The sequence below is a fragment of the Methanobrevibacter ruminantium genome, from assembly GCF_016294135.1.
Classification (GTDB): domain Archaea; phylum Methanobacteriota; class Methanobacteria; order Methanobacteriales; family Methanobacteriaceae; genus Methanobrevibacter; species Methanobrevibacter ruminantium_A.
On record NZ_JAEDCO010000001.1, the window covers coordinates 164416 to 178619 of the forward strand.

General features: G+C 35.1%; 8 protein-coding genes. 1 reads left to right on the plus strand and 7 read right to left on the minus strand.

Translation table 11 applies throughout. The annotated features are described in order from the left end of the window. Window positions 1–11: 11 nt before the first annotated feature. The 4 genes from VW161_RS00850 to VW161_RS00865 form a co-directional block, all read right to left on the minus strand. Complete coding sequence (locus VW161_RS00850; RefSeq protein WP_304093487.1) at window positions 12–1955, minus strand: helicase C-terminal domain-containing protein; 1944 nt, start codon at window positions 1953–1955, stop codon at window positions 12–14. A 256-nt stretch (window positions 1956–2211) separates the two neighbouring features. Beyond that, window positions 2212–3009, minus strand: coding sequence for a V4R domain-containing protein (locus tag VW161_RS00855; protein WP_304087421.1), 798 nt, complete (start codon window positions 3007–3009; stop codon window positions 2212–2214). Window positions 3010–3414: 405 nt separating this feature from the next. After that, the gene (locus VW161_RS00860; RefSeq protein ID WP_304087418.1) at window positions 3415–4641 is read right to left on the minus strand and encodes an FprA family A-type flavoprotein; all 1227 of its coding nucleotides are present in this window, start codon (window positions 4639–4641) and stop codon (window positions 3415–3417) included. 211 nt (window positions 4642–4852) lie between these two features. Continuing rightward, window positions 4853–6010: a site-2 protease family protein gene (locus VW161_RS00865; RefSeq protein ID WP_304087416.1), complete on the minus strand. Its 1158-nt coding sequence runs from the start codon at window positions 6008–6010 to the stop codon at window positions 4853–4855. A 170-nt stretch (window positions 6011–6180) separates the two neighbouring features. Between VW161_RS00865 and VW161_RS00870 the strand changes: the two genes are divergently transcribed. Further along, window positions 6181–6849 carry a hypothetical protein gene (locus VW161_RS00870; RefSeq protein WP_304087414.1) on the plus strand — a complete coding sequence of 223 codons (669 nt, stop codon included), beginning with the start codon at window positions 6181–6183 and terminating at the stop codon, window positions 6847–6849. Window positions 6850–7030: 181 nt separating this feature from the next. Here the strand turns inward: VW161_RS00870 and VW161_RS00875 are convergent, their stop codons facing one another. The 3 genes from VW161_RS00875 to ileS all read right to left on the minus strand — a co-directional run bounded on the left by VW161_RS00875 (window position 7031) and on the right by ileS (window position 14009). Next, entirely contained in the window at window positions 7031–8257 is a 1227-nt protein-coding gene (locus VW161_RS00875) for a molybdopterin molybdotransferase MoeA (RefSeq protein ID WP_304087411.1), read from the minus strand. 103 nt (window positions 8258–8360) lie between these two features. Continuing rightward, a complete protein-coding gene (purL, locus tag VW161_RS00880) occupies window positions 8361–10571 on the minus strand; it encodes a phosphoribosylformylglycinamidine synthase subunit PurL (protein ID WP_304087409.1) in 2211 nt (736 codons plus the stop codon). Window positions 10572–10580: 9 nt separating this feature from the next. Continuing rightward, a complete protein-coding gene (gene ileS / locus VW161_RS00885) occupies window positions 10581–14009 on the minus strand; it encodes an isoleucine--tRNA ligase (RefSeq protein WP_325192637.1) in 3429 nt (1142 codons plus the stop codon). Window positions 14010–14204 lie beyond the last annotated feature (195 nt).

Consider the following 14204-nt stretch of genomic DNA (forward strand, 5'->3'; position numbering starts at 1 on the left):
AAAAGAGAAAATCATATTATTTTATCATCATTGATTACAATAGCTTCCTTAAAGAAATCCGGAATCAATGACTTGTACAATGGACTTTTAAGGAGCATTTGGATATCTGAATCAAGGATATAAGTTACACATGAATCGTCATCTGCTCTCATTCCTCTACCATAAGTCTGCACTAAAGTCATTGCAGTCTTATATGCATACCATCTTTGGTCCTTTTTCATTCTCATATTGATTTGCTTATCACCAAGGTATGGGAACGGTATCTTATAGATTATCTGGAATCTGCATTTGTCATAAGGCAAGTCAACCCCTTCACTCATGGATGGGCTAACAAGAACCAATGGATTTTCATCCTCTTCAAAGAATTGCAAGACCCTTTCCCTATTGTTGGTTCCATGTGCAATCAATCTGTTGTTGTATAGGTTATTGATGATGTACTGTTGGCACTTATAGCTGTGGGTATGGATCAAACCCTTTTCCCCTTCATGCCTTTTCAATATTTTCTGCATTATTTCAATGGATTTTGGAGCAGATTGCTTTACTCTATTTTTAGACATCTTTCCAGCTAAATTCAATTCAATTGGCCTTTTTTCAACAGAGAAGGGACTATCAACTTGAATATGATAAACGTCACGAGGATCGAGCCCTAACCATTTTGAAAACATTTTATGAGATAATATTGTAGCGCTTAAGAAGATTACAACATCACCATGCTTGAATAGATAATCTTCAGCATAATGATTTACTCTTAGTGGCTTGAATGATACCCCATGCTCATCTGCATCAATCACCCAATTTCCCGGTTCCTTTTCAAGATTTGTTTTAAGAGCCTTTAATTTTCTTATAGTGGAGTTGATCCTATCTGCATTATTAGTTGGCAAATCCTTTATTTCAATATCTGAGTAATGGCCTTGAATTGCATCAATTTCCATTATCCATTCGCCTTTTTCAGCACTTTTCAGAGTTTGCGGACTTATGACTTTCTTGATGTCCTTTTCAAGCTGGCGATTGTATAAATTAATCTCCATTGTTCTCATTAACTTGTCTTCAATGTTATGTGCCTCGTCAAGAATCAATAGGCTTCTTTTTCCGAAGTGCTTTACATAATTCAATTCCAATATGGCATAGTCATAATTCATCAAGGTTATTGGGGAATTGATTGCATTTGCCTTTTGTTGCCAGTATTTACAGTGATCAGTTGTTTGGAAGAAGACATCACTTCCAAAGGAATCCTGGAAAGCCAATTCTCCAGTTAATGTTGGATTTTTGCTTATTCCATAAGGACAGAAGAACTTAGAGGATTTTGGTGCTGTTTTACAAGCCCCCATATCACAGGTAACTTCAAATCCATCCTTTAAACAGTCAAAGTTGCCTCTTCCCTTTACAAGAGGAAAATCAAACTCATCTGCATATTGCTTTTGAAGCTGCTTTGTCATTGTCAAAATATATGCAGATTCATACATACGGGCCAATGTGGAGGCAATAGCTGATTTTCCTGTTCCGGTACCTGCTTCCAAGATGATGTATTTGTATCCTTTTGAAATTGCCTCTTCAATATCTGCAATAATCTCCAGTTGGCCTTCCCTTGGCTGTTCAAATGGAAAATTCTCGATTATCTGTTCTGGAATTTCAGGATATTCCTCTTTTAATTTATCAATAACATCTTGAGGAAGATCATGCTCTGCAATATCATAAATCTCTGCATTAGGAACATCCAAATCCTCACTAACAGTTAGAGGTTTACGATTTTCATATTGATAAATCCCTTTAGCACCTGTAGATTTTTTATTGCTTGAAGAAGAGCTTTTGGAATTATTAGGATTACTGAAAAAAGTGCCCCCTTTCTTCTTTTCCTTTTTCACATAAGGCTTTTTTGTTCTATCTGCAACGTATTTTCCACATACGCAATTTTTCTTAAGCATCCCACAATTGGGACAAAATAATGAGTCTGACATTACAATTATATTAGGATTAAGTTATATAAAAAGGTTTTAGAAAGAGCGAGTGAAAGGTAATATTTATTATAAAAAATTGATTTTAAGTTGTTATATCTGTTTTTAAATGCAATATTCCAATCAAATCGAAAAATTATAATTAAAATAGAAGAATCAGTGAAAATAGAAAAAATAAAATGAAAAAATAAAAACAGCAGAAAAATGTAAACTGAATGAAAAAAATAAAAAAATAATAATTAATTAAAAAATTAATTATTTAGAAAGCGAAAGCTTCCCCATCTGGGGATTCCACTAAAAAATTGCAGCAGTCATCACCCATGGTGAAACATTTAACTTCAGTTACGTCAACATCCTTTTTAAGATAGTTTGAGAATAATGCTTCAAAAATACCTGCATCTAAGTAACAGGTTGGTTTACCTTTTTTAGGAAGCAAACTGCATTCGAAACATTCATAAGCAGTAATGTTAATGATATCTCCCAATTCTATTTCGAGTTTGCCTAAACCATTGTCATCCCAGAATTGAATGATATTGTTACAGAACTTGTTGATGTCTTCTTCATAAAGCTTTTCATACATTGCTGCTCCAATATTCTTACCTGATTGGTTTAATACAGGGTTTATGTTGATTCCTTCTTGAATTAAGTTAGATCTCAAGGTATGGAACAATAGGAAAGAGAACTTGAAGTTGTCTACATCCATGATATTTTTAACCAAGAATTCAGCTTGTCTTTCTTCCAATTCCTTTTCATCTCCTGATTGGACTTCACCTAAGAATTTTGAATTGATGAAGAAGATTTTCTTTCTGTGATCGTTTGCATCGAATCTGTAACTTACGATTCCATCTTCCCTTAATGATTTCAAATGAACGGAAATGGTAGATTTGGATTTTCCAGTGTTTTTAACAATTTCGTCAAATTCCATATCAGTGTCTTTCAACATTGAAAGAATTGTTAATTTCACTGGACTTTTAACTACCTTTACACCAAGCTCACCAGGAGCCTTTGCAAAAATTTGAATTGCTTTTGGTCTGATAGTCTTTTCTTCATTTTCCATAATAAACCCTCAAAAAATAAAAATCTTTAATATTATATAATTCTGTATAAAATTTTTTAAGATTTATAAAAAATCTTAAACAGTATAAACAAAAATTGTTTGATAATTATAGTATAAACTTTCTTACATATATACTTGTTCTTATGTTTACAAAATGTTTTATTATCTTAGATTTTAGTACGAATAGTTTTTAAAAATTATGTGGTTTTTTACTAAAAAATACGAACATTCGTTATAAAATATCCAAAATAGGGAAAAAATACGAACAAATTTAAAAAAATAACATATGTTAAGAGAGTTTTGAAAATAAATAAAAAAGTGTATTCATAAGAAATGAATTTAAAAATTTTTTACAATAATTAATATTTCTTACAAATACTTAATTCAAATCATCAAGATCTGAAATTAAAGTTCTAATTTTTTAGCTTCTTCAACTAATTTTTGACCTAATTTGAAGCTGGTGTCATCGTCTTCTCCATCAGGTACGTAGTAGATTTCCTGTTGGTCGAGAACTTCGAATCCACATTCAGTGAGTTCGTTTGCGATGAATTCTACAGCTCCACCTCTTCCTCCCATGGAACCGAAGGTAACAGCAGGTCTTTTGAATCCAGTTCTGTTGAAGTGGAGACCTTTCAAGTAGTAAATGATGTCACCAATGCTTGGGAATGGGAAATCGTTGATGGTTGGAATACCAAAAGCAACTGCCTTACTGGTTAAGATGCTTTTTACGATTTCACTTCTTTCATCTTCATGCAAGAAGTACATTTCCACATCGTATCCTTCTGCAATGATTCCTTCAGCAACTTCGTGAGCCATTTTTTGGGTAGAGTAGTGCATGGTATCGTAAACAATGGTTACTTTGTCTTCTGCTCTCTTACCGGTTGCCCAGTCACTGTAAGCACCGATGATTTTCATTGGGTCAGTCCAGATTTGACCGTGAGAAGGAGCAATCATTTTAACTTGTTCTAAAAGGCCTAATTCAATGATTTCATCAAATTTATTAAGTACTTTTTTAGATAATGGGGTAATTAAGTTACCGTAGAACTTTTGTGCTGCATCCATAAGTACAACTTCTGGAATGTCAGTGTCAAATCTTTTAGCGAAACATAAGTGTTGACCGAATGCATCGTTAGGGAATAAGATTCCATCTTCTGCAAGTAAGGTGAACATGCTGTCAGGCCAGTGAAGCAAGAAAGCATCTAAGAATGCTAAGGTTTTACCGCCTAAGTCAAGTGCATCTCCAGTTCCTACGATGTTGAAATCTGCACCTTCTAATTTAGGGTAGTGTCTGAGTAATCCGCCTTGAGCGATCTTACTGCAGTAAATTGGTGCGTCGAATTTTTTCCATAAGTCGTATAAGACACCACTGTGATCTTTTTCTACGTGGTTTTGAACGATGTAGTCTACTTTCATTTCTCTACCTTCTTGTTCAAATGCGTCTTCGATACGAGCCATCATTTCTTCAGTTTTTCCAGGATATGCGTTATCAATAATAGCTACTTTTTCACCAAATACAATGTAAGCATTGTAAGTGGTTCCATCTAAAGTGTATCCGTGGTAAGATCTTAAGTCCCAGTCAAGTACACCAATCCAGTATACTCCATCACCTATTTTTTGTGCTTTTGCTTTCATTTCAATTCCTCAAAATATTTAATTGAATAATCTTAATACATAAAATCTTATGTATTACATTTCAGCATATTTTCTTAACTAAAGTAATATTAGTTCGTAAATGCTTAAACATCTATTTATATGTTTTTCTACATATATAAAGTTTTGGTTTGATAGAATACGAACAAAATTACCACTGAAAAAATAAATGGAAATAAAAATGATAATTACATTAGAATGGGGGTCCAACCACTCCGACAACCAGACTAACCACAATAATTATTCCCATAAAGAAAGACATGAATGTTACAATTGGCTTATAAGCGCTTTCAGGCATTATGTAGGACAAGAGATTTTCAAGCAAATGACCTCCATCCAAAGGTTTCATTGGAAGCAAGTTGAAAGTGCCGATAGCAAAATTCAGGAAATAAATCCAAAACAATAACTCACTTAAAGGCATTAAAATCCATAATAAAGGAGTGTAGAACTGATTGTCAAAGCCATCTGCAATAACGTTGTTTGTATTGACTTGGACTCCCATAAAGCCTAAGGATCTGTTCATAGGATTTGATTTCAATTGGAAACTGTAATCTCCTTGATCCGTGTGAATATTAACCGTTTCATTTGGCTTTAAGGTATTTGTAGCTTTCTGAAAAGACGCCATGTCATTTACAGTGAGATTATTTATTGATCTGATTACCATCCCTTCAGACATATGATTAATGGCATTTCCATCTGAAGTCAATCTGTTAATGACAACCCCATCATCTTCAAACACCATAGGCACGATAAATGAAGAAATGACCATCATGATAATCATTGCAATAGCTGCTAAGGTTAAATTTGCCATAGACCCTGCTACATAAATTCTCATCTTGGCTGGGCGGCTTAATTCATTCAATTCCTCTTCATCAGGTTCTACAAAAGCCCCGGGAATAATCGCAAACAACAAGAGCCCTATTGAATTTATATTGATTTTTTCCACTCTTGATAAGATTCCGTGACTGAATTCATGAACTATCAGAACTGTTGCAATAGCAATAAGTCCAGCAAGCAATGGAATGAATATAGGGGAGCCTGGGACTTCAACTCCTGGAACGACTAAACTAACTGTAGGAGCATCCACCAATGTCTTTAATGAATAGACCAAGGCACCAGCCATTAAAATCATGAATCCGGTTGAGATAACGATTCCTAAATTCATGTACCATTTCCAAAATCTTGGAGCACGATTGGCCAATCTATCTATAAAACCTCTTAACCTTTGTGTTCTCCACATCAAAATAGGAAAATTAACTTCAACTCCATGGTCTGTAAGCTGGTTTTTAAATACAATTGCAATAGTCCATATGAGAATGAAAGCTATCACATAATAATATATACCGTTCATAATAACACAATAAAGATTTTTAAAAGTTTAAAATATTATAAAAAATTATTCTTTAATAAGATTTTTTGAATAAATTTTTATTTATTTGAATAATATTATTAAGTTTTCATAATATAAAAAAGTACTCATTTTAGAAATTTTTAAAAGACATGAAGAGAATAGAATAAAACATGAATAAAAAAATAATTTTTTTAACATGTGTAATTGGGATTATAGCGCTTTTGGCCATTAGCGCAACAAGTGCTGAAAAAAGTGATGTGGACACTTCAGATTGGGTGAATATAACTGTATACAACACCAATTTTCAGATTCCTCCAGAGTATGGGGGAGGAAGCGAATCTGGAGGAAACTATGTTAAGACAAATGTATTCACATTTGGGCTTGTAGCTTTGGAAGATGACAAGTCCCTTAAAAACAACTATGGATACGAATCCACACTTGATGAACTTTATGACGTTGAAGAGATGGAAATTGACGGCCATCATGCAGTTGCCTATTACAGCCATAGAAGCATAGTTGACCATGACGTAACCTATCTCTACTTTGAATCAAACAAGACATTCTATGCATTGAGCTATGATGGAAACGATGTTAATGATACAATGAAGAAGATTGTTTCCTTTAGTCCTAAATCAAAGTTCACTAAAGAAAAATTCAATGAAAAGTTAAACAATCTTCAAGATGAGTATATTGAAGAGCAAAAAGAAGCTGAAGAGCAATCTGCCTATGACCAAGGTTATAATAATGGATATGCTCAAGGAAGCTTGAACAGCAGAAATAATCATGATGACTACTTTGCCTACTACTTATTCTATAGATTAGGAAAAAGAAGTCGTTAACTTAGAGATAATCAAAAATAGATTAATTAGAATCTATTAAAATAAAAAATAAAGAAATAAAAAAATTAAATAAACAATAAATCCTAAAAATAGCAAAGATAAGGTTTATAATTCTTATCTAAATTCTTTTTTTAAAATATAAAAAATATAAGATTATTTAAAAAAATTAAATTTTAAATCTCTAAAGGCTAGGCCATGCCATATCATTGAAGAAGATCAAGTCAACTTCATCTCCTTTTTCAATTCCCTCATGGTTTTCATCAATGATAATGTAACAATTTGCCTCTACCATTGATCTGATGATACCAGAACCTCTATTCAATACATGATGAACGCCAGTGTCATCAGCTACTGCACGAATATAATCTGTTCTTCCAAGAGAGGAGGGTATTTTGGTTTTGGATACCCTATTAATCACTTTATGGGAATAATCGAGTCCTTGCATTTTAAATAGGTAATGCCTTGCAATTATATCAAACTGACCCATAGCAGCTACTGGTTGACCTGAAAGCATGAATACTTGTGTGCCATTTACTATACCAGCACCTACAGGTTTGCCTGGCCTCATTGCAACACCGTGGAATAGGACTTCGCCTAATTCCTCTACAGCTTCAACAACCACATCACCTTTACTGATAGCTGTTCCTCCAGTGGTGATGACTACATCATATTCATTAGTTGCTTTATCAATAGCTTCCTTAACTGCATCAAAGTCATCTGCACCATGTCCTATATCCACAATAGCTCCTGCACTTCTAATCAATGCAGCAATGCTGAATTGATTGGAATTAATTATTTTAGCCTTATCAAGCTCTGGAGAAGGTTCAACCAATTCATTACCTGTTATTAGCAATTTAACTCTTGGCTTTTTGTAAACTTCAACTTCACTGTGACCTGCTGAAGCAATCAATCCCATCTCCTGTGGTCTGATTAAAACATTTTCACCTAACAATTCATCTCCTTCAGCAATGTCTTCAGCCTTTGGAGAAATGTTTTCACCAGGAGTCACTTGTGAATGAATCTCTAAATTATCACCATCTTCATAGGTGAATTCCTTCATTAAAACAGCATTTGCGCCATCCGGAATAGGTGCACCGGTTGCTATAACAATAGCTTCACCATTGGATAAGGTTTTATCTGAAAAATCCCCTGCTCCAATCCTATCAATGATCTTTAATTCTTTAATGACATTATTGGAAGCTCCAAAGGTGTCCTCTGCAATCACAGCATATCCATCCATAGCAGATTTGTCAAATGGAGGGGAATTGTGATAAGAGGAAATGGAATGAGCTAAAACTCTACCTTGAGAATCTTTTAAATGTATCTTTTCTGTATCCATAAGCTTTTGATTCTCATCAATTTTAGCTAAAGCGTCTTCCAATGGAATTAAATTTGATATAAACTTCATATTATCGTCCATAAAATAAATTAATAAACTAATAAATAAACTAATAAAATAAATAAGATTAAATTTTTAATAAAAAAATAAAAGAAATGATAAATATTATAAATTAAGCCATGTACTTTTCAATGACACCATGATAAGCATCATCCAAGTCAGCTACAGCTAAATCTACAATGGTTTCATCATCTTTCTTAATGACTAATGAATCTCCCTTGACTTCACCGATAATTGCAGCATCCACATCAATGGAATCGAGTATTTCATCTGCCTTATCAGCACTTACGGTTATGATAAATCTTGCATGGGATTCAGAGAACAACAAGTTATTGTCACTGATGCCCTCTTCAGCTGGAACCTTGCTAATGTCAACTTCACAACCAAGTTTGCCGCTCATAGCCATTTCAGATAAAGCAATAGCTATTCCACCAGCAGAGACATCGTGGGTAGCGGTTATTGCAAGTTCATCTTCGCCTTCAAGGAATTTTACATAATCCCCATCATTTTCAATTAAGTCAAGAATGGTGTTTGCAGATGCCAATTCATCATCGATTCTGATTTTAGGAGCATCCCCTTGTTCAAGAGAATGTACAGCTCTGTGGTATTCGGAACCTTCAACTTCATCATAGGTTTTACCGATAATGATGATTTTATCCCCTTCTTCCTTGAATGGAAGTGTTCTGATGCTTGAAAGCTTTTCAACACCGATTACCCCTACTGAAGGGGTTGGGTTGATTTTAATACCTTCTGTTTCATTGTAGAAACTTACATTTCCACTGATTACAGGAGCTTCGAATTTCCTTGCAATGTCAGACATTCCCTTAATGCACTCCTTGAATTGCCAGAGGATTTCAGGAGTTTCAGGGTTACCGAAGTTTAGACAATCTACAACAGCATAAGGTTTAGCACCCATTGAAACTACATTACGGATTGCTTCTGCAACACTTCCTGCTCCACCATCGTATGGAGCCAATTTAGTGTGGATTGTATTGGAATCAGCAGTAATTGCAACAGCGGTTTCATCATCAATTTGCAATACAGCTGCATCATCACCAGGTTTTACTACAGTTCTGGTTTGAACTTCATGGTCATATTGCTTGTAAACCCATTCCTTGCTTGCAATGTTAGGGGAGGACAATACTTTAATCAATGATTCATCTATTGGACCATCAACCACTTCAACCAAATCGGTTGGTTTAGCAGGTTCTCTCATTTCCCTATCAAGTGAAGGTGGATCCGCTAAAAGAATAGTTGGAACATCACATAATGTTTGGAGTTCCACTTCTGCATCGAAATCCTTTACAAGCATATGGTTTCCATCAGTAACTTCACCGATCACTGCAGATGGAATCTCATGCTTGTCACAGATAGCTTGAGCCAATTCAACATCTTTAGGGTTGATGACAAAAATCATACGTTCTTGTGATTCTGAAAGCATAATTTCATAAGGGGTCATTCCCTCTTCACGAAGAGGAATAGCCCTAAGGTCTACAACTGCACCGTTTCCAGACTTGTCCACAAGTTCTGAAACACAGCAGGTAAGACCTCCACCACCTAAATCCTTTACACCGGAACAATCGATTTTTTCAAGGATTTCAAGTGAAGCTTCAAGCACTCTCTTTTTAGTGAATGGGTCTGCAACTTGCACAGCAGGACGGTCTTCGGTTTCAGAGTTGGAAGTTAACTCCTCAGATGCAAAGGTTACTCCATGAATACCATCTCTACCAGTGGTTCCACCCATAAGCAAGAAAACATCTCCAATATTTGGAGCAACTGCCATTACGATTTCGTCCTTTTTAACAAGCCCTGCACACAATACGTTTACAAGAGGGTTGGTTCTGAAGGACTCATCAAATTCAATCTCACCAGCAACAGTTGGAACACCTACCCTATTACCATAGTCAGATATTCCTTCAACAACATGCTCAAACAAGTATCTGGACTTTTGGTCTTCAAGTGGGCCGAAACGTAAACTATCCAGAAGTGCAATTGGCATTGCACCCATAGAGATAATGTCTCTCAATATTCCTCCAATACCAGTTCCTGCTCCACCATAAGGCTCAATAGCTGAAGGATGATTATGACTTTCCATACCTACAGCAAGAGCATATTCATCTGTAATGGATACAAGACCTGCATCATCTCCAGGCCCTAAAACTATGTTTTCTCCTTCAGTAGGGAACAATTTTAAAATTGGCCTACTACTTTTATATGAACAGTGCTCAGAGAACATTACATCTAACATTCCCTCTTCCAATTCGTTCATTTCTCTTCCAAGAATTCCTTCAATATATTTTACTTCAGAATCTGTTAAAGTCATAAAAACACCTTAGATAAGTTTAACAACAGAAATTATCACTTTGTTATCTTCAATAATCCATTCTTTTGAATATTCAACGGAAATATCCTCATCCACATTCTCTTCTGTACCTTTAAGTGTACATACTTCACAAGCTTCACCATCAAATATTACAAGTGACTTAGCTCTTACCTCTTCACTTATTAAATCAGACTGCTTTTCAACCAATTCCTTGAATTCAGCATTGGTATTGACCATAACACCGACATTAGCCTCAACATCCAAGTCCATGTCCTTTCTCATGTCTTGGATTCTTCTAATAAGTTCACGAGCCATAGCTTCAGATAAGATTTCTGGAGTGATTTTAGTATTTACGAATACGTTTCCTCCAGCAAATTCTGCACTTACAACATCGTCAGGAAGCTCAGTTTCATAAAGAACATCATCTGCAGAGAGTTCAATTTCTTTTAAAATGCCTTCCCTATCTTCTCCTCTGACAACATACTTGCCAGTAGAATCTAAGCTATCCTTAATGGAATTTCCTGTTCCATCTGCTTTAGCTTGTGCGAAGAATTTTTGTACAATTCCCATATCTCCCTTAAGTCTTGGACCTAAGGTTTTGAGATTAGGTTTTGCAATAAATGTAAGGTTTTCAAATTCAGTAGCTGTAATAACCTCTTTTGTATTGGATTGATCTTTAATAATATCTTCAAGTGAGGATATGCTTTCCAAGACTTCATCATCCTGTGATACAACAGTGATGTCACTTACAGGCCATCTTAATTTGTATCTTGCAACATCTCTAGCTCTTGCAGATGCTTCGATGACATCTCTAACATTATCCATCTTAGCTTCGAGTTCATTATCGATTAATGATTCGTCATACATCCAATCATCCATATGAATACTTTCTACAGCTTCAGCATTCAAGTTTTTAACCAAGTTTTCATATACCTCTTCAGATAAGTGAGGAGTAATTGGAGCCATTAAATGGATTAAGGTATTAAGTGTAGTGTAAAGTGAATAGTATGCACCTAATTTGTCTGGGTCATCGCTTTCCACCCAGGTTCTTCCTCTAATCAATCTCACATACCATCTGCTTAAGTCTTCAAGAATGAAATTGTTGATTGCTCTTGTAGCTAAGTGGAAGTGCACATCATTGATTGCTTCACCCACTTCTTTTGCAAGTGAATTTACACGGGACAAGATCCATTTGTCCTCATTTCTTAAAGTGACATTTGCATCAGGACCATCAACTATGCATTTTGCAGGGTCGAATTCGTCAAGAGCCATATAAGTGGTTGAGAACACATATACGTTCCAGAAGATATTGAACATCTTTTTGACATTGTTCAATTCATCCCATACGAACTTAAGGTCATCCCATGGCTTGCAAGCCCATAAAAGGTAGAATCTTAATACATCTGCACCATACTTTTCAATTACTTCCTCAGGTTGAACTACATTACCTAAGGATTTACTCATCTTTTTACCTTCTTCGTCCAATACGAATCCGTGCATTAAAACCTTGTTATATGGAGCTTGGTCCAAAGCGATTACACCAGTTCCTAATTGGGAATAGAACCATCCTCTGGTTTGGTCGTGTCCCTCACAAATAAAGTCATAAGGATACCATTTATTAAACATTTCCTCTTCACGAGGGTAGTATAAAGCTGCCCAACCTGCTACTCCTGAGTCAATCCATACATCTAATACATCAGGAATACGTTTCATTGGTGAATCGCAACCACAATCACATTTAATCAATACCTCATCAACATAAGGTCTGTGTACTAAATCTTCATCACTTGCAGTGATTTCATTGATTGATTCATTTTTAAGCTCTTCAACTGAACCGATTACCTTGATTTCACCACAATCAGGACAAATCCAAATAGGTATTGGAATACCCCAGTATCTTTGTCTTGAAATGGTCCAGTCCTTAGCATTAGCTACCCAATCATGGAATCTTCCTTCACCAGCCCATTTAGGCACCCATTCCACTCTATCAATTTCAGAGAGCATTTTTTCCTTGATTTCAGGTACTTTAATGAACCATTGTTCAGTAGCTAAGTAAATAATAGGAGTCTTACATCTCCAACAGACACCGTATCTGTGGTTGATTGTATCATGCTTAAACATTAAATCTTGAGCAATTAAATCAGCAATAATGGTGTCATTCAAGTCTTTGGTAAAGCCTTCAGCATAGATACCACCCTCTTCAGTGAAACATCCTGCTTCATCCACTGGACAGTGTATAGGAAGTCCTACTTTTTGACCGATTTCGAAGTCCTCAGGACCGTGTCCAGGAGCAGTGTGTACAAAACCGGTACCTTCACCTAATTCAACATGGTCTCCATGGAAAGTGGTGTGCACCAATTTATTTTCAGCTTCAATTCCCATTTGTTTAGGTACTTGCTCCGCTAAAGGATAAACATAAGATAAACCTAAAAGCTCTGAGCCTTTTACAGTCTTGATGATTTCATACATCACTTCTTTCTCTTCCTCTATGATGTATTTTTTCTCTTTTGACTCTTCATCTTCAGGATCGTATTTAGGATTTGGCAATTTGTTTTTGTGAATAACTTCAATTGGGCCTAAAACAGTTTCCAAGAGCTCTTTTGCTATGATGAGGATTTCTTCTTCACTCTCATTTAATCTTTCATCTACCTTAACGAATGAATAATCGAAATCTTCATTTAAACAAATAGCTAAGTTTCCAGGAAGTGTCCAAGGAGTGGTTGTCCATACCAAGAAAGATTGTCTTAAATCAGCTAAAGCTTCAAAATCATCACAGTTTTCTTCAGTTAAGAAGTTTTCCTTTAATGGGAAACGTACATAAATGGAAGGGTCATCTCCTTCAGTATAGTCAATTTCAGCTGCAGCAAGTGCAGTTTGACAGTGAGGACACCAGCTGATTACCCTTTGGTCACGGGTAAGCAAATTCTTTTCATGGGTTTTCTTCAATGTCCACCAAGCGGATTCCATATATTTAGGATCCAAGGTCATATAAGGGTTATCCCAATCCATCCAAACTCCCAAGCTTTTGAACTGTTCAGTCATTGCAACCTTATTTTCCATTGCAAATTCCTTACATTTGTCAATAAAGTTGTCAATGCCGTATTTTTCCTCAATTTCCTGCTTGGATTCAATGCCTAACAATTGCTCTACCTTATGTTCGATAGGCAATCCGTGAGTATCCCATCCAGCTTGTCTTCTTAAGCTAAATCCATTCATGGACTTGTAACGCAATAAGGTATCCTTAATAACCTTGTTCCAGGTAGTACCTAAATGGATTTTTCCACTACAATATGGTGGCCCATCTAAAAAGGAATATTGTGGACCATTAGCTCGTAGCTTATTAGTCTTTTCATATATGTCAGAATCTGCCCAAAAGTTTTGGACCTTTTCTTCTATTTTCTTAAAGTCATAGTTTTTATCTGCCTCTTTTAACGGCATATCGATTCTCCTAATAAATGTGATTTTTTAAATTTATTAAAATGGTAAATATCATAAAAATTTAAGATAAATAGATTATCTTAATGATTTTAATAAATTGAAACAAAATATATAGAATATATATTATTATGATATATATTTCTTATTTTGAATGTAAATAAACTTTATTATTAATAATATTTATAAAAATAATAA